The sequence below is a fragment of the Micromonospora sp. NPDC005171 genome (assembly GCF_040608575.1).
GTDB lineage: Bacteria > Actinomycetota > Actinomycetes > Mycobacteriales > Micromonosporaceae > Micromonospora.
This window is the reverse complement of sequence record NZ_JBEXIM010000002.1, coordinates 1-16,736: the sequence shown is the minus strand read 5'-3', so window position 1 is coordinate 16,736 and position 16,736 is coordinate 1. Positions and strand designations below refer to the sequence as shown.

At 72.8% G+C, this 16,736-nt stretch carries 17 protein-coding genes; 13 read left to right on the top strand and 4 right to left on the bottom strand.

Going from position 1 to position 16,736, the window contains the following annotated elements:
• Positions 1-34: 34 nt before the first annotated feature.
• Both ABZU74_RS03955 and ABZU74_RS03950 read right to left on the bottom strand, forming a co-directional pair.
• Entirely contained in the window at positions 35-727 is a 693-nt protein-coding gene (locus ABZU74_RS03955; protein ID WP_355418278.1) for a DUF3515 family protein, read from the bottom strand.
• Positions 728-961, bottom strand: coding sequence for an Lrp/AsnC ligand binding domain-containing protein (locus tag ABZU74_RS03950; protein ID WP_030335303.1), 234 nt, complete (start codon positions 959-961; stop codon positions 728-730).
• 96 nt (positions 962-1,057) lie between these two features.
• Between ABZU74_RS03950 and ABZU74_RS03945 the strand changes: the two genes are divergently transcribed.
• Positions 1,058-2,047 (top strand): thiamine-phosphate kinase, encoded by a 990-nt coding sequence (locus ABZU74_RS03945; RefSeq protein ID WP_355418276.1) that lies wholly within the window; start codon positions 1,058-1,060, stop codon positions 2,045-2,047.
• A 29-nt stretch (positions 2,048-2,076) separates the two neighbouring features.
• Positions 2,077-2,538, top strand: coding sequence for a GNAT family N-acetyltransferase (locus ABZU74_RS03940; RefSeq protein ID WP_355418274.1), 462 nt, complete (start codon positions 2,077-2,079; stop codon positions 2,536-2,538).
• Positions 2,539-2,688: 150 nt separating this feature from the next.
• On the opposite strand, the gene rpmB is transcribed toward ABZU74_RS03940, so the two are convergent.
• Positions 2,689-2,880, bottom strand: a complete 192-nt coding sequence (gene rpmB, locus ABZU74_RS03935; RefSeq protein ID WP_007456456.1) for a 50S ribosomal protein L28 — start codon at positions 2,878-2,880, stop codon at positions 2,689-2,691.
• A 287-nt stretch (positions 2,881-3,167) separates the two neighbouring features.
• Between rpmB and ABZU74_RS03930 the strand changes: the two genes are divergently transcribed.
• Together ABZU74_RS03930 and recG are read left to right on the top strand one after the other, a co-directional pair.
• Entirely contained in the window at positions 3,168-4,781 is a 1,614-nt protein-coding gene (locus ABZU74_RS03930; protein WP_355418272.1) for a DAK2 domain-containing protein, read from the top strand.
• Positions 4,778-6,976, top strand: coding sequence for an ATP-dependent DNA helicase RecG (gene recG / locus ABZU74_RS03925; RefSeq protein WP_355418270.1), 2,199 nt, complete (start codon positions 4,778-4,780; stop codon positions 6,974-6,976). Before ABZU74_RS03930 ends, recG begins: the two co-directional genes overlap by 4 nt.
• A 76-nt stretch (positions 6,977-7,052) precedes the next feature.
• Here the strand turns inward: recG and ABZU74_RS03920 are convergent, their stop codons facing one another.
• The gene (locus ABZU74_RS03920; protein ID WP_355418268.1) at positions 7,053-8,195 is read right to left on the bottom strand and encodes an LPXTG cell wall anchor domain-containing protein; all 1,143 of its coding nucleotides are present in this window, start codon (positions 8,193-8,195) and stop codon (positions 7,053-7,055) included.
• A gap of 385 nt (positions 8,196-8,580) precedes the next feature.
• On the opposite strand from ABZU74_RS03920, the gene rsmD reads away from it, so the two are divergent.
• From rsmD to ABZU74_RS03875, 9 genes are all read left to right on the top strand, one after another.
• Positions 8,581-9,144 carry a 16S rRNA (guanine(966)-N(2))-methyltransferase RsmD gene (gene rsmD / locus ABZU74_RS03915; protein ID WP_355418266.1) on the top strand — a complete coding sequence of 188 codons (564 nt, stop codon included), beginning with the start codon at positions 8,581-8,583 and terminating at the stop codon, positions 9,142-9,144.
• Complete coding sequence (coaD, locus tag ABZU74_RS03910; RefSeq protein WP_334510137.1) at positions 9,141-9,623, top strand: pantetheine-phosphate adenylyltransferase; 483 nt, start codon at positions 9,141-9,143, stop codon at positions 9,621-9,623. Before rsmD ends, coaD begins: the two co-directional genes overlap by 4 nt.
• A 239-nt stretch (positions 9,624-9,862) precedes the next feature.
• Positions 9,863-10,360, top strand: a complete 498-nt coding sequence (locus ABZU74_RS03905) for a hypothetical protein (protein ID WP_355418264.1) — start codon at positions 9,863-9,865, stop codon at positions 10,358-10,360.
• Between the two features lie 109 nt (positions 10,361-10,469).
• Positions 10,470-11,033: a YceD family protein gene (locus ABZU74_RS03900; RefSeq protein WP_091393061.1), complete on the top strand. Its 564-nt coding sequence runs from the start codon at positions 10,470-10,472 to the stop codon at positions 11,031-11,033.
• 5 nt (positions 11,034-11,038) lie between these two features.
• Entirely contained in the window at positions 11,039-11,212 is a 174-nt protein-coding gene (gene rpmF / locus ABZU74_RS03895) for a 50S ribosomal protein L32 (protein ID WP_030335284.1), read from the top strand.
• A 114-nt stretch (positions 11,213-11,326) separates the two neighbouring features.
• A complete protein-coding gene (locus ABZU74_RS03890) occupies positions 11,327-12,310 on the top strand; it encodes a phosphate acyltransferase PlsX (protein WP_355418262.1) in 984 nt (327 codons plus the stop codon).
• On the top strand, positions 12,307-13,230 hold the full coding sequence (gene rnc, locus ABZU74_RS03885) for a ribonuclease III (protein WP_355418261.1): 924 nt from the start codon (positions 12,307-12,309) through the stop codon (positions 13,228-13,230). Before ABZU74_RS03890 ends, rnc begins: the two co-directional genes overlap by 4 nt.
• Positions 13,223-14,080, top strand: coding sequence for a bifunctional DNA-formamidopyrimidine glycosylase/DNA-(apurinic or apyrimidinic site) lyase (gene mutM / locus ABZU74_RS03880; protein ID WP_355418259.1), 858 nt, complete (start codon positions 13,223-13,225; stop codon positions 14,078-14,080). Before rnc ends, mutM begins: the two co-directional genes overlap by 8 nt.
• Positions 14,081-14,299: 219 nt before the next feature.
• A complete protein-coding gene (locus ABZU74_RS03875) occupies positions 14,300-16,519 on the top strand; it encodes an MMPL family transporter (RefSeq protein ID WP_355418257.1) in 2,220 nt (739 codons plus the stop codon).
• Positions 16,520-16,736 lie beyond the last annotated feature (217 nt).

Sequence of the window (16,736 nt, the reverse complement as noted above, 5' to 3'; positions counted from 1 at the left end):
GCGCACAGCCGGCGCGGGCGGGGCCGGTTCGAGCTCAGTGCTGGCAGCCGGACGGGATGGCGCCGCCGGAGGGCACGCTCGCCACGATCGTGCTGGAGATCGTCGGCAACCACTGCAACGGCTGCTCGTACGAGCGTGGCACGCGCACGGTGATCAGCGTCTCCCGGTCGACGGTGGAGAGGACCGCCGCGTCGGCCTGCTCGGCCAGGTGCCAGCAGACCCGGTTGACCGTCCAGACCTCGTCGGTGCTGGGAAAGGCCGGTTCGGTGCCACCGCAGGCCACGGTGAGCGCGGGGTCGCCGTACGCGGCGTTCTGCTCCGGACCGGCGGTGACCGGCCGCTGGGCCAGATCGCGGATGCTCGCCGGAAGCTGGGAGAGCAGCGCCCGGCAGACAGTGGCCGGGCGGGCGGCCAGCGCCGGGGCGGCCATCTCCACCGGGGTGGTGGACTGCACCCGGGCGGTGGTCGCCGAGGGTGTCGGCGCGGCGGCCGGAGTGTCCGGGCTGAGCTTGCTGAAGGCCAGTACGGCCACCAGCAGCGTGATCGGCAGCGCGATCAACGTGGCGAGCAGGGCGGCGCCACGCATGGTCCGATCGCGGCCAGCCGGCGCGGCGGCCGCGGGATCGGTCGACTCACGGTTACCGTCAGCCGGCTCGGGCGTCCCGTCGGCCGCGTCGCGCGTCCCGTCGTCGTCCAGAGCAGAGGAGGAGGTCGTCATCTCTTCCACTTACAGCCGCACCACCGAACACGTGAGGGTGCGGGTGATGCCGGGCACCATCTGCACCTTGCTGACGATGAGTTTGCCGAGCTCGTCGACGGTGTTCGCCTCGGTGAGGACGACCACGTCGTACGGCCCGGTGACGGCGTCGACGCGTACCACGCCGGAGATGTCCGCGATGAGACCCGCCACGTCACGTGCGCGGCCGACCTCGGTCTGGATGAGGATGTACGCCTGTACCACGACTCGACCTCCGTCCGTCGCCGCCCGGGAGCGGCCCGAAGGGTGAAACTACCTTACGGACCAGGTCTGATCCCTATCGGTGGTCAAGGAGCAGCGGTGAGCGAGCACGGCGGAGCCGGGCAGCACGGGCGGAACGCCCGCGGTGGCGTCGGTGTGTCCGGGATCGGGGAGTTCGGGCTGATCGAGAAGATCACCGCCCGGCTGTCGTACGGGCCGACGACCCTGCTCGGCCCGGGCGACGACGCGGCGCTGGTGGCCGCCCCGGACGGCCGGGTGGCGGCCTCCACCGACGTGCTTGTCGACGGGCGGCACTTCCGGCGGGACTGGTCCTCGGCCCGCGACGTCGGGCACCGGGCGGCAGCGGCCAACCTGGCGGACATCGCGGCGATGGGCGCCACGCCGACCGCCCTGCTCGTCGCTCTCTGCATGCCGGCGGACCTGGACACCGGCTGGGCCGAGGAACTGGCCGACGGGCTCGCCGCGGAGGCGGCGACGGTCGGCGCGAGTGTCGTCGGCGGGGACATGTCCGCAAGCCCCACCCTGACCGTCGCGGTCACCGCGCTGGGCGACCTGGCCGGTCGTCCGCCCGTGCTGCGGTCCGGCGCCCGCCCCGGGGACGTGCTCGCCCTGGCCGGGCGCACCGGGTACGCGGCAGCCGGGCTGACCGTGCTGACCCGGGGCTTCCGTACCCCACGGTTGCTCGTCGAGGCGTACCGGCGGCCGCAGGTGCCCTACCCGGCCGGCCCGCAGGCCGCCCAGCTCGGCGCCACCTCCATGATCGACGTGTCGGACGGGCTCCTCGCCGACCTCGGGCACGTCTCGGCGGCCAGCGGGGTGGCGATCGACGTACGCCGCGACGGGTTCGAGGTGCCCCGGCAGATGGCCGACGCAGCGCAGGCACTCGACGTCGACCCGTACACCTGGATCCTGGCTGGTGGCGACGACCACGCGCTTGCCGCGACCTTTCCCCCGGCGGTGGTGCTGCCGTCGGGCTGGCGGCAGATCGGCCTGGTCACGGACGGTGCCGGTGTGACTGTCGACGGCGCTGCCTACGACGGCCCGGCAGGCTGGGACCACTTCCGGTGAGGCCCGCCCGCCGCCGTACCCTGGACACCGTGAGTGAGATCGAGATCCGGGCGGTGCGGTTCGACGCACCGGTGGCGCAGCACCTGATCCAAGCCGCACTGGCCGACCTCGGCGCCCGCTACGGCGGCTCCGGCGACGACACCCCGGTGGACGCGGCCGAGTTCGAACCGCCCGACGGCGCGTTCCTCGTGGCCTACCTGGCCGGCGAGCCGGTCGGCTGCGGCGGGTGGCGCAGCCACGGCGCGGACACCGCGGAGCTGAAGCGGATGTACACGGCACCGGCGGCGCGGGGGCGGGGGGTGGCCCGCGCGGTGCTGGCGGCCGTCGAGCGCTCAGCCCGCGAGCAGGGCCGCAAGCGGGTGGTCCTGGAGTGCGGCGACAAGCAGCCCGAGGCGATCGCCATGTACGGCTCCGCCGGGTACGAGCGGATCCCGAACTTCGGCTACTACAAGGACGCGGAGGGCTGCGTCTCCTTCGGCCGTACCCTCTGACCTGCCGGTCGGGCCCCGGCGGGCCTGGCCGGGCCGGCGTGCCCGACCCTGCCGGGCCGGTGGGCGGCGGCTGCTGCTGCGGACACGACTAAGCCGGCGAACCCTCGGGGTCCGCCGGCTGAGCCGTACGAGAAGGTGGGTGCTACCGCGTCAGGCGCGGGTGACCTTGCCGGCCTTGATGCACGAGGTGCAGACCTGCAACTTCTTGGTGTTGCCGCCACCGGCCGGGGTACGCACCGACTGGATGTTCGGGTTCCAGCGGCGGTTGGTCCGCCGGTGCGAGTGGGACACGTTGTGGCCGAAGCCCGGTCCCTTGCCACAGACGTCGCACACGCTAGCCACGGGATACTCCTGGGATTGATACGTTCATGAGGTCGCCGGCAGGTGCTGCCCGGGCAACCTGGTCAGGTTACCCGATGACTCGCCGACCCGGCCAACCGGCCCGGTCCGGCGCTCGCCCGTGCCCCGGCTCACGCCTGGTCGTGGGCCTGTCCGCCCGACGGTGGGCCGGCCCGGCGGCAAGGGTACCGGAGCGGGTGGTCCCCGTCGCGGCCAGCGCCGGCCCGGGGCGCGGAGGACACGCCGGACGAGTCCGACGGGTGTCGGTGCGCGCCAGTAGGCTTCTGCCCGTGCTGGACACCCTCGACGCCGCCGCGGTCCGCCGCTGGTGCGCGAGCGGGTTGGCCGCACTGAAGCGCCACCAGGGCGAGATCGACCAGCTCAACGTCTATCCGGTGCCCGACGGCGACACCGGCACCAACCTGGTGCTCACCCTCACCTCGGCCCAGCAGGCCCTCGCCATGAATCTGGACACTCTCCCCGACAGCGGGCCGACAGCGCACGGGCACGCGCTGCGGCTGATGGCCCAGGGCGCGCTGCTCGGCGCGCGGGGCAACTCCGGGGTGATCCTCTCGCAGATCCTGCGGGGTTTCGCCGACCAGGCCGCCGAGGTGCCGGCGGTGCGCGGCCGTGGGTTGGCCGCCGCGCTGCGGTCCGGCACCACCGCCGCGTACACAGCGGTCTCCCGGCCGGTCGAGGGCACAGTGCTCACAGTGGTCGCGTCGGCCGCCGCCGCAGCCGAAGGCGCGGACAGCGACGACCTGCCGGCGGTGGCCGGCGTCGCGGCCCGGGCGGCGGCCGAGGCGCTCGCCCGGACCCCGGAGCAGCTGCCGGCGCTGGCCCGCGCGGGCGTGGTCGACGCCGGTGGCCGAGGGCTCTGTGTGTTGCTCGACGCCCTGGTCGAGGTGCTGACCGGGGAGAACGCGGCCCGGCCCGCGCCGACCCCACGCTCCGCCCGCCCGGCGGCCACCGTCGCCCGCGAGACCGGTTCCGACGAGTACGCCTACGAGGTGCAGTTCCTGCTCGACGCCCGCGCCGAGGCGGTCGCCGGGTTGCGGCGGGCACTCGACGCGTTGGGAGATTCACTTGTCGTCGTCGGCGACGGGCGTGAGCCGGAAGGCACCTGGAACGTGCACGTGCACGTCAACGACGTGGGCGCGGCGGTCGAGGCCGGTGTCGCCGCCGGCCGCCCGTACCGGATATCGGTGACCCGTTTCGCCGACCAGTCGGAGTCGCCCTCCGGCCCGGCGGTGGCCGGCCGGGCCGCGGTGGTGGTGGCCACCGGCGGCGGCATCGCCGACCTGTTCGCCGCGGAGGGTGCCACAGTGGTGCCGGGCAACCCGTCCACCGGCGAGTTGCTGGACGCCGTCCGCAGCACCGGCGCGGCGCGGGTGGTGGTGCTGCCCAACGACGCCAACACCGAGGCGGTGGCGAGCGCGGCCGCCCGCGAGGCCCATCGGTACGGCATCAAGGTCAGCGTGGTGCCGACCCGCTCGCCGGTGCAGGCGCTGGCCGCCCTCGCGGTCCGCGACGGTGACCGCCGTTTCGAGGACGACGTCATCGCGATGGCCGAGGCGGCCGGCGCCTGCCGTTACGCAGAGGTCTGCCATGCCAGCCGGGAGGCGTTGACAGTGGCCGGCCCGTGCCGCCCCGGTGACGTGCTGGCGCTGGTGGAGGGGGAGGTGCACCTCATCGGCACCGACCTCACCGACACCTGCGCCGCGGTGGTCGACCGGATGCTCGGTGGTGGCGGCGAGATGGTCACCCTGCTGGCCGGGGTGGACGCTCCGGCCGGGCTCACCGATGCCGTCCGCGCGCACGTCGCGCGACGCTGGCCGTTCGTCGAGGTGCACGCGTACCCGGGCGGTCAGCCGTTTTATCCGCTCCTGGTAGGGATCGAATGAGCGAACCAGCCAAGGTGGACACTCCGCTGAAGAAGCTGGTCGGGGAAAAGACAGCCAAGGCGCTGGCCTCGCACCTCGACCTGCACACCGCGGGTGACCTGGTCTACCACTTCCCGCGTCGCTACGACGAGCGGGGTGAGCACACCGACATCCGCTCACTCGACGTCGGTGAGCAGGTCACAGTGCTGGCCCAGGTGCAGCGCACCGCGGTGCGTCCGATGCGCCAGCGGCGGGGCAACCTGCTGGAGGTGACCGTCGGCGACGGCTCCGGCGGGGTGCTGACGTTGACCTTCTTCGGCAACCAGGCGTGGCGCGAACGGAAGCTGCGCCCGGGCCGGTGGGGGCTGTTCGCCGGGAAGGTCACCGAGTTCCGGGGCAAACGGCAGCTCAACGGCCCGGAGTACGTCCTGCTCGGCGAGGGTGGCGACGGCGAGGCGGCGGTCAGCGACGACATCGAGGAGTTCGCCGGGGCGCTGATCCCCGTCTACCCGGCCGCCGCGGCCGTGCCGACCTGGGTGATCGCGCGCTGCGTGCGCGTCGTACTGGACACCTTCACCCCGCCGGACGATCCACTGCCGAGCGGAGTGCGGGCCAGCCGCAAGCTGGTCGGGCTGGGTGCCGCGCTGACCGAGATCCACCGGCCGTCCAGCAAGGAGGCGCTGCACCAGGCGCGCCGGCGACTCAAGTGGGACGAGGCCTTCGCCGTCCAGGTGACCCTGGTGCAGCGCAAGCACCGGGCGGCTGACTGGCCGGCCCGGCCCCGCCCGGCGCGGCCGGGCGGGCTGCTGGAAGCCTTCGACGCCCGACTCCCGTACGAGCTGACGGCCGGTCAGCGGGAGGTGGGCGTGGAGATCGCGGCGGACCTGTCCACCCCGCACCCCATGCACCGCCTGTTGCAGGGCGAGGTGGGCTCGGGCAAGACGGTGGTGGCGCTGCGGGCGATGCTCCAGGTGGTCGACGCGGGCGGGCAGGCCGCGCTGCTGGCGCCCACCGAGGTGCTGGCCGCCCAGCACCACCGCGGCATGCTCGACCTGCTCGGGCCGCTCGGGCGGGCCGGTGAGCTGGGCTCCGCCGAGCACGCCACCCGGGTCGAGCTGGTCACCGGCTCACTGGGCGCGGCAGCCCGCCGCCGGGCGCTCGGTGAGGTGGCCAGCGGCGCCGCCGGCATCGTGCTCGGCACCCACGCCCTGCTCTACGAGGGGGTCGACTTCGCCGACCTCGGCCTGGTGGTGGTCGACGAGCAGCACCGCTTCGGCGTGGAGCAGCGCGACGCCCTGCGGGCCAAGGCCGACCAGCCGCCGCACGTGCTGGTGATGACGGCCACCCCGATCCCGCGCACTGTGGCGATGACCGTCTACGGCGACCTGGAGGTCTCCACGCTCTCCCAGCTGCCCCGAGGGCGGTCGCCGATCGCCTCCCACGTGGTGCCGGCCGCCGAGAAGCCGGCCTACCTGGACCGGGCCTGGCGTCGGCTGCGCGAGGAGGTGACCGCCGGCCACCAGGCGTACGTGGTGTGTCCGCGGATCGGTGACGGGCCGACCGGCGACGAGGAACCGCCACCCGAGGACGACAACGGCCGGCGGCCACCGCTGGCGGTCACCGAGGTGGCCCCGCTGTTGGCCGAAGGGCCGCTGCACGGTCTGCGGATCGGGGTGCTGCACGGTCGACTGCCGGCCGACGAGAAGGACGCGGTGATGCGGTCCTTCGCGGCCGGTGACCTGGACGTGCTGGTGGCGACGACAGTGATCGAGGTTGGCGTGGACGTGCCGAACGCGACAGTGATGATCGTGCTGGACGCCGACCGGTTCGGTGTTTCCCAGCTGCACCAGCTGCGGGGCCGGGTGGGCCGGGGCGCTGCCGCCGGGCTGTGCCTGCTGGTCAGCGAGGCGGCCGAGGGGTCGTCGGCGCGGGAGCGGCTGGACGCGGTGGCGTCCACCAGCGACGGTTTCAAGCTCGCCGAACTGGATCTGGAGCAGCGCCGTGAGGGCGACGTGCTGGGTGCCACCCAGTCGGGGCACCGCTCGCACCTGCGGTTGCTGTCCCTGCGACGTGACGCCGACCTGATCCGCGACGCCCGCGCCGAGGCGATCACCCTGATCGAGGACGACCCGGAGCTGACCCGCAGTCCGGCGCTGGCCGCCTCGGTGGCCGCACTGGTGGACGAGGACCGCGCGGAGTACCTGGAAAAGGGCTGACCGCGCAGGCCGTCACATGGCTGAGGGCGCGCCGACCGGGTGGTCGGCGCGCCCTCAGGTGTCAGAGCGGGTTGTCTCAGGCGGTGAAGCGAACCCGACGACGACGGGCCACCATGAACAGCGCCACACCGGCGGCGAGCAGGACCGCCGCGCCGGCGATGATGCCGCCGGTGGCGGCACCGGTCAGCGGCAGGGCGGGCTCGTCCTTGTCGCCACCACCCTGACCCGGGGTGCAGTCGGCCGGCTTCTCCCAGGCGATCGGGCTGCTGTCGTCAAGACCCTCGGCGGTCGGGGTCACGGTCAGACCCTCCTGCGCCGGGAAGGTGACGGTGCCGCTCTTGCCGGGCTCGACGGTCAACGTCTGGGCCTTGCCCTTGTTCGGGGTGAAGGTGATGGTGATCGTCTCACCATCGGCCGGGTTGGCGATGTCGAAGATCAGCTCGGTGCAGGTCGACTTGTAGCTGCCGGCCGGCTCGCCGGGCTCGACGCAGTTCTCGGCGGCGGCGGGCGTGCCCTCGAAGAGGGCCTTGTCCACGCCGTCGGCGACGACCTTGATGCTGGTGGCGTTCTTGGCCGGCACCTTGACCGACTCGTTCTCGCCGACCTTGACGGTGACGGTCTTGGTGAAGTCGTCGGCACCGGTGATGGTGAACTTCGCCGGAGCGGTGGCGTCCTTGCCGTTCTCGAGCTTCACCAGGACGTCGCCGTCACAGTCGGCGGCCACGCTGGCGGTCGGCTTGGGGGTCGCCGGCACCGGGGGCTGCTCCTCGGCGCAGACCCCGCTGAACTCGATCGACTTCGAGCGCAGCTGGTCGTCCTCGAACTCGTTGTCCCACATGGCCCGCACCGACAGGGTGGCCTTGGTGGTCTTCGCGTCCAGGCGCTGGGTGGCGGTCACCGCGTCGCTGACGGCGTGCGGGTAGACCTTGCCCTCGGTCACGGCGATGCCGGCGATGGTGGCGTCGCTGGCGGTGTCGCCGACGTACGTCTTCGCCGAGACCTCGCTGAACTTGTAGTTCTTGACGTTGCCCGGGGCGTAGCTCCTGACGGTCCAGGTGGCCACCCACTCGCCGGTGGCGGTGTCACAGTCGGCCTTGACCTGGATCTCGCTGTGGTGGGCGCTGGCGGGTGCGGCGAACGTCACGACGCCGGCGAGGCCGATCAGCGCGCCCGCGGCGATGGCCGCGACGCGCCTGAACGGAGACTTGGGAGGGTTCACGCCTGCTCCTGGTGAGGGGGTACGGATCGCGTGGCGGGAGGCCGGGAGGCATCGTGACGGGGGAGTCACCTGCTCACCGGGGCGTCGCGCGACGCGGTGGTGTTCCCGCGGCGAAAGCGGGGACAGGGGGAGACTGTACTGATGGGTGGTTAATGAGGGGAGTTCAGATCATTGCCATCCGGCAATGTGTTCAATTCGTGATCTTTGATAGACCGAAGGTGTCGGTCCGGTCACTGGGGACGGTCCGCCCGATGGCGGCTCCACGGTGGATGCCGCGCTCAGGTGCTCCGCGTTTTCGCCGGCTGGCCGGCTCCTCGGATCCGCGCCGTGCTGACCGGGTCCGCGCCGCATCGCGTAGCGTCGCGGGCATGAGCAGGAGGAAGCGGTGACCCGGATCGTGGCCGGCACGCTCGGTGGCCGGCGGATCGCCGCGCCGCCCGGCGCCGGCACTCGACCCACCTCGGACCGGGTCCGGGAGGCGCTGTTCAGCGCCGTCCAGGCCACTGTCGATCTCGACGGCGCCCGCTTCGCCGACCTGTACGCCGGCTCCGGCGCGGTCGGGCTGGAGGCGCTCTCCCGGGGTGCCCGGCACGTCTTGCTTGTCGAGTCCGATCCGCGGGCGGCCCGGGTGATCCGGGAGAACGTGGCGGCCCTCCGCGCCGGCCCGGCGGCCCGTCTGGTCACCGGCAAGGTGGCGACGGTGCTGGCCGCCGGACCGGACGGCGAGCCGTACGACGTGGTCTTCGCCGACCCGCCGTACGCGGTGCCGGACGAGGAGATCACCGCGCTGCTGGCCGCGCTGGTCGACGGGGGCTGGCTGGCGCCCGACGCGCTGGTGGTGGTGGAGCGGTCCCGCCGGACCAGGGAGTTCGACTGGGTGGACGGGATCACCGCCGAGCGCAGTCGCCGTTACGGCGAGACCACCCTTTGGTACGGTCGCCGATCATGAGACGAGCGGTGTGCCCCGGTTCGTTCGACCCGGTCACCAACGGACACCTCGACATCATCGGGCGGGCCAGCCGGCTCTTCGATGAGGTGATCGTCGGTGTGCTGGTGAATCAGTCGAAGAGTGGCCTGTTCACCGTCGAGGAGCGCATCGAGATGCTCCGCGAGGTGACCTCGTCGTACGGCAACGTGCGGGTCGAGTCGTTCCGAGGGCTGCTGGTGGACTTCTGCCGGGCCCAGCAGGCCAGTGTGCTGATCAAAGGGCTGCGGGCGGTCAGCGACTTCGACTACGAGTTGCAGATGGCTCAGATGAACATCGGTCTGGCCGGTGTCGAGACGCTCTTCATGCCGACCAACCCGCTCTACTCGTTCCTCTCGTCGAGCCTGGTCAAGGACGTGGCCAAGTGGGGTGGCGACATCTCCGCCCACGTCCCCGACCCGGTCCGCGAAGCCCTCCAAACCCGCCTGGGCCCCCGCCCCTGACCCCCGCCACCCCCGCGATCTTGCACCTGCGGTTCCCGGATCGCCCTTTCAGGTGTGGTCTGGCGTGACCGAAAGCGCAAGATAGGCGCGTAGGGAGCCGGGGGTGACTATGTCGCGACTCGCCGGGTTGGGGTGAGTGGGGCGGCGGTGGGGCGGGCACGACATGATTGGTGGCGCGGGGAACGGCCGTAGCCCGCATCATGGAGGTCGGCCGACGAACGACAGGAGTGAGGTAGCCGGTGGACCCGCTCGATCGCATCGACGAACTGATCGCCATCCTGGAGCAGGCCCGCTCCGTCCCGATGTCGCGTAACAACTGCATGGTCGACCGGGGTGAGATGATCGCTGCCCTCGATGAGATGCGTGCCGATCTCCCCGCCGACCTGCGTCGCGCCGCCGCGCTCCTGGAGGAGCGCGACAAGATCATGGACGCCGGCAAGCGCGAGGCGGACCGGATCATCAGCGAGGGTGAGGCAGAACACGCCCGCCTGGTCTCGGTGAACGAGATCACCGTGTCGGCCGAGCACGAGGGCGCCCGGATCATCGGCGAGGCCCGGGCCGAGGCGCAGCGCCTGCGTGAGGAGGTCGACGACTACGTCGACACCGCGCTCGCCAACTTCGAGCAGTTCCTCACCCGGGCGCTGGCCTCGATAGAGCGCGGCCGGGACAAGATGCACGCACTACGGGAGATCGGCACCTTCGCTGGGGAAGAGGCGGAACGCCCGCTACCCTTCTGAGCGGCACCTCACCAGCCGACTTCTCAGGCGGGCGTCGCCCCCGGTTCGACGGTCCGGCGGTCGTCCAGGTAACCTTTTTTGTCGGCCTCTCACCGGCCGGAGTCTAACTATGCCCAAGCACTCGCCATCGACACTCAACCCCAGGTCGCCGTTGGTCCTCGACACGAGGGACCTCCCGCGTCGCCCTGGCGCGTTGCGTGAGGTCCGGCGGGTCGTGCCGGCACCGGCGGACCTCGGTGTGGAGTTGATCGGCGTGCCGGAGGGCGCGGACCTCGACCTCGATCTGAGGTTGCAGTCGGTGTCCGAGGGCGTGCTCGTCTCCGGGACCATCACCGGTCCCGTCCGGGGCGAGTGCGGCCGTTGCCTGCGCGAGATCAACGACTCGATGGGCGTGACGATCCAGGAGCTGTACGCGTACGAGGACAGCACCACGGACGCCACGACCGACGAGGACGAGGTGGGCCGGATGCAGGGCGATCTGATCGACCTGGAGCCGGCGCTGCGGGACGCGTTGGTGCTCACGCTGCCGACCAACCCGCTCTGCCGGGAGGACTGCCCAGGACTGTGCCCCGAATGCGGGGCGCACTGGGACGATCTGCCGGCCGACCACAGTCACCAGCAGATCGACCCGCGTTGGGCGGGCCTGTCGCAACTGACCGTTACAGAGGAGTAAGAACCGTGGCCGTCCCGAAGCGCAAGATGTCGCGCAGCAACACCCGGTCCCGCCGGGCGAACTGGAAGGCGACGGTGGTCGCGACCGTTGCGTGCCCGCAGTGCAAGTCCCCGAAGCTGCCGCACGCCGCCTGCTCCGTCTGCGGCACCTACAACGGCCGCCAGGTTCTCGAGGTCTGACCTGGACGCCGAGTGACGCCCCCGACCCCAGGTCGGGCGGCGCGCGCATCCTGGCATTCGCCCGGTGCCCCGGCTCCCTCCGACGCCGGCCGGCCCAATCCGGCCGGCGTTCCGGTGGAGCCGGGCGCCGCGCGGATCGCCGTTGACCTCCTCGGCGGGGACGACGCTCCCGCCGTCGTGGTTGACGGCGCTCTGCGGGCCATGCGCGCCGACCCTGACCTGCATCTGCTTCTCGTCGGTCCGACCGAGGTCGCCGACGAGCTGATTGCTGCCCTCGATCCGGCGCAACGCGCCCGGATCACTGTGCGGCCCGTCCGCGATGTCGTCGGAATGGCCGACCATCCCAGCGCCGCCCGCGCCGAGAGCACCGTCCGGGCCGCGGTCACCGCCGTCCGTGACGGGACCGCCGACGCCGTCGTCTCCGCCGGCGCCACAGGTGCCACAGTCACCGCGGCCGTGCTCGGCCTCGGCCGCTCGCCGGAGATCCGCCAACCCGCGCTGGCCGCCACCCTGCCCGCCGTGGCGGGGCCGGTCGTGCTGCTGGACGTCGGCGGCTCCCTCGAACCCCGCCCCGCCACCCTGGCCCGCCACGCCGTGCTCGGCGCCGCGTACGCGGCGGTCGCCCACTCGATCACCGCGCCCCGGGTCGGGCTGCTCTCGGTCGGCACCGAGGCCGGCAAGGGCGACCGGGTCCGCCGCGCCACCGACCCGCTGCTCGCCGTCGAACCGCTGCCCGGCGGGGCGCGCTACGTCGGTCTCGTCGAGGGGTACGACGTGGCCCTCGGCGCGCGCGCCGATGTGGTCGTCACCGACGGCTTCACCGGTAACGTGCTGCTCAAGGCCATTGAGGGCGCGTACGCGATGGCAGGCGGCCCACCTGCGCAGGGCGGCGCGCCCCGCGCGGCGGCCCTGTTGGGCGTCGCGGGGACGGTGGTCGTCTGCCACGGGTCCGCCCGCGCCGACGACGTCGCCTCCGGCATAGCTCTCGCCGCCCATTTGTGGCGGCGGCGCGCCACCGATCTGGTCACCGCGTTGCTCGACCGCGACGCCGTGACGGATCGCACCGATTGCTCCACCGACACCGAGGTACGCACATGAGCAACGACAAGCGGCGGCGGGCGTCCGTCGGTCACCTGGAAGCCGCCTTCGGGGTGAGCCTGGAACCCGAGCTGCTCCAGCGCGCGTTGACCCACCGGTCGTACGCGTACGAGAACGGCGGGCTGCCGACCAACGAGCGGCTGGAGTTCCTCGGCGACTCGGTGCTCGGCGTGGTGATCACCACGGCGCTCTTCCACAACCACCCGGATCTGCCCGAGGGGCAGCTGGCCAAGCTGCGGGCCAGCGTGGTCAACATGCGGGCGCTCGCCGACGTGGCCCGTGGTCTGGGCCCGGACGGGCTCGGCGCGTACCTGCTGCTCGGCAAGGGTGAGGAGACCACCGGGGGCCGGGACAAGGCGAGCATCCTCGCCGACACGCTGGAGGCGCTGCTCGGCGCGATCTACCTCCAGTACGGCCTGGACACCACGGGGATCGTCATCCACCGACTCTTCGACCCGCTGATGGCCGAGTCGGCCGGCCGGGGCGCCGCCCTGGACTGGAAGACCAGCCTGCAGGAGCTGACGGCGGCCCTCGGGCTCGGCGTGCCGGAGTACCGGATCGAGGGCACCGGCCCGGATCACCTGAAGACGTTCACCGCCTGGGTGGTGGTGGCCGGCAACCGGTACGGCGGCGCCGAGGGGCGCAGCAAGAAGGAGGCCGAGCAGCGGGCCGCCGAGGCCGCCTGGCGGACGCTCGCCGAGCAGAACGGCCAGAACGGCGACGACGGTCAGGACGGGCGGGCCGGCGACGGCCGCCAGGACCAGCCGGTCGACCGGGGCGGCTCGGCGGACTCCGACGTGCCGTTCGGGCCGCTGGAGCGCGCCGAGCGGGCGGCCCAGGCCGAGCAGGCCGACCACCTGGCGCAGGCACTGCCGGCCGGGGGCGGCGACGGCCACGAGACGGGGTCGCGGGGTGCCTGAGCTGCCCGAGGTGGAGACCGTCCGGCAGGGTCTGGCCCAGTGGGTCGTCGGCCGTCGGATCGTCTCGGTCGAGGTCCGTCACCCGCGTGCGGTCCGCCGGCACGTCCCCGGTGACGTGCACTTCGCCGACGTGCTCGCCGGCCGGACGGTGCTGGACGCCCGCCGTCGCGGCAAGTACCTGTGGCTGCCACTGGACAGCGGCGACGCCATCATCGGGCACCTCGGGATGTCCGGCCAGATGCTGCTCCAGCCGTCCGGCACCACCGACGAGACCCACCTGCGGGTCCGGTTCCGGTTCGCCGACGACGGGCCGGAGCTGCGCTTCGTCGACCAGCGCACGTTCGGCGGGCTCTCGGTGAGCGAGGGCGGCGCCGAGCTGCCCGACGAGATCGCGCACATCGCCCGCGACCCGATGGACCCGGAGTTCTCCGATGCGGAGTTCGTCGCGGCGCTGCGCCGTCGGCACACCGAGGTGAAGCGGGCCCTGCTCGACCAGACCCTGATCTCCGGGGTGGGCAACATCTACGCCGACGAGGCGCTCTGGCGCGCCAAGCTGCACGGCGGCCGACCCACCGACGCGCTGACCGGCCCGGCCGCGCAGCGCCTGCTCGGCCACGTCCGCGACGTGCTGGCCGAGGCGATCAGCGAGGGCGGCACCAGCTTCGACGCCCTCTACGTCAACGTCAACGGCGAGAGTGGCTACTTCGACCGGGCGCTGAACGCCTACGGCCGCGAGGGCGAGCCGTGCCGCCGGTGCGGTGCGCCGATCCGCCGCGAGGCGTTCATGAACCGCTCCTCGTACAGCTGCCCGCACTGTCAGCCACGGCCCCGGGGTTCCCTTCGGGGATGACCCGGAGCCGGCTCGGGGCGACGTCGGCGGGTCACGGCGGGTCGCTCCGGGCAGAACCCCGGGGTACGTCCAGATCGCGGGCCGACCACCGACGAACGCACCCCGCGCCCGGTCCGGTAGTTCCAGGGTGGGCCCGGGTCGATCCCCGATGTGACCGCCTCGTCACGCACCTAGCGTCAGCACCGTCGACAGGGGGTTGACGTGACAGGGGGACCCGAGATGGGCAGAAGACCGGTGACGGTGCGGCTGGCGCGGTGGAGCGCCGAGCACCCGTGGCGGGCGATCGCACTGTGGGCCGTGTTCGTGGCGGTGTGCTTCGTCGGCGGCAACGCCGCCGGACTCAACGAGGCCACCAGCGCTGACCAGGCGATCGGCGAGGCGGGGCGGGCCAGCCTGATCGTGGACGCCGGTGACTTCGACGACCCGGCCGTGGACAACGTCCTCATCACCTCCCGGGTTGGCGCGTTGGACCAGGCGGCGGCGAAGGCGGCGGCCGACGACGCGGCGGCCCGGCTGCGTACGGTCACCGGGGTGGCCGGGGTGGGCCAGCCGGTCGCCGCCCGGGACGGCTCGGCGTTGCTGCTGCCGATCACCATGTCGGGTGACCCGGAGACGGCGTCGGAGCGGGTGCAACCGTTGCGGGACGCCACCGCCACCGTGCAGGCCGCGCACCCCGGACTGCGCGTCGAGCAGGTCGGCGGGCCGTCCATCGGTCAGGCCCTCGACGACACCCTGGGCAAGGACTTCAAGCGCGCCGAACTGCTCAGTCTGCCCGTCACCCTGGCAATCCTGATCATCGCGTTCGGCGCGCTGATCGCGGCGAGCGTGCCGGTGCTGCTGGCACTCTCCTCGGTGGCCGCCGCGATGGGTCTGTCCACCCTCGCCTCGCACCTTGTCCCGGCCACCGACACCACGGCACCGGTGATCCTGCTGATCGGCATGGCGGTCGGGGTCGACTACTCGCTGTTCTACATCCGCCGGGAGCGGGAGGAACGCGCCAAGGGCCGGTCCGGTCTGGACGCTGTGGAGATCGCCGCGGAGACCTCCGGGCACGCCGTGGTGGTCTCCGGCTTCGCGGTGATCATCTCGATGGCCGGGCTGCTGCTCGCCGGCGACGTGGTCTTCTCGTCCCTCGCCATCGGCTCGATCCTCGTGGTCGCCGTCGCGGTGACCGGTTCGCTCACCGTCCTGCCCGCCCTGCTGGCCCGGCTCGGCCGTTGGGTGGACCGGCCCCGGGTGCCGCTGCTGTGGCGACTGACCGCGCCGCGTACCGGCCGGCACGGTGGGCCCCGCGCGCCCCGGCTGTGGCCCGCGGTGCTCCGGCCCGCGCTGCGCGCGCCGGTGGCGACGCTTGTCATCTCGGTCGGGCTGCTGCTCGCGCTGGCCGCGCCGGCGCTCGGCATGAAGCTGAAGTTCCCCGGCATGGAGGACCTGCCCCGCACGACTCCGGCGATGCAGGCGTACGACCGGCTCACCGCCGCCTTCCCGAGCGCGGGCACCAATCACGTGGTGGCCGTCCGGGCGCCCGCCGACCAGGCCGACCGGGTGCGCGCCGCCCTCACCGACCTGTCCACCCGGGCGGCCGGCGACCCGCTGTTCGCCCCGGCCGAGGCGGACGGCCCGAAGATCGAGGTGTCGGCCGACCAGCGGGTCGCGGTGCTGGACGTCCCCACCCCCTACGCCAGTCGGGACGACAGATCGGTGCAGTCGTTGGAGAAGCTGCGCGGAGACCTGGTCCCGACCGAGCTGCGCGGCATACCCGGCATCGAGTACGCGGTGGGCGGCGGCGTGGCCGACAGCGAGGACTACGCGTCTCACGTCCGGGACAAGTTGCCGCTGGTCATGGGCTTCGTGCTGGTGCTGACGTTCCTGGTCATGGCGTTCACCTTCCGGTCGGTGGTGATCGCGGCCAGCTCGATCGCGCTGAACCTGCTCTCCGCCGGTGCCGCGTACGGCCTGCTGGTGCTGATCTTCCAGGGTGAGTGGGCGCAGGGGCTGCTCGGCTTCACGTCGATGGGCGCGATCGTGTCCTGGCTGCCGCTGTTCCTCTTCGTGGTGCTCTTCGGCCTCTCGATGGACTACCACGTCTTCGTGGTCAGTCGGATCCGCGAGGGCGTCCGGTCCGGGCTGCCCAACCGCGACGCCGTGTCGTACGGAATCACCTCGTCGGCCGGGGTGGTGACCAGCGCGGCCATCGTGATGGTCGGGGTCTTCTCGATCTTCGCCACGCTGAGCACGATCGACATGAAGCAGCTCGGCATCGGCCTGGCGGCGGCGATCCTGCTGGATGCCACCATCATCCGGGGCGTGGTGCTGCCGGCATTGATGACCATGCTCGGCGACGCCAACTGGTGGGCCCCGCGTTTCCTGCGCCGCAGCCCGGTGCCCGCGCCCACCGACCCACCCGCCTCCGCCCCGGAACTGGTGCCGGTCCCGTAACCACCCGCACCTGCGCCCTGCCCGCGCCCCGCTCGCGCCCCACCCCGCTCGCGTCCTGCCGTGCCCGCCCTCCGCCCCGCCGATCTTGCAGCTGCTGTCCCGACAAAGCCGGCTACCCCCGGCAAATCAGCGACCGAAAGTGCAAGATCCCGGGGCGGGGCGGGGCGGGGCGGGGCGGGGCGGGGCGGGGCGGGGCGGGGCGGGGCGGGGCGGGGCG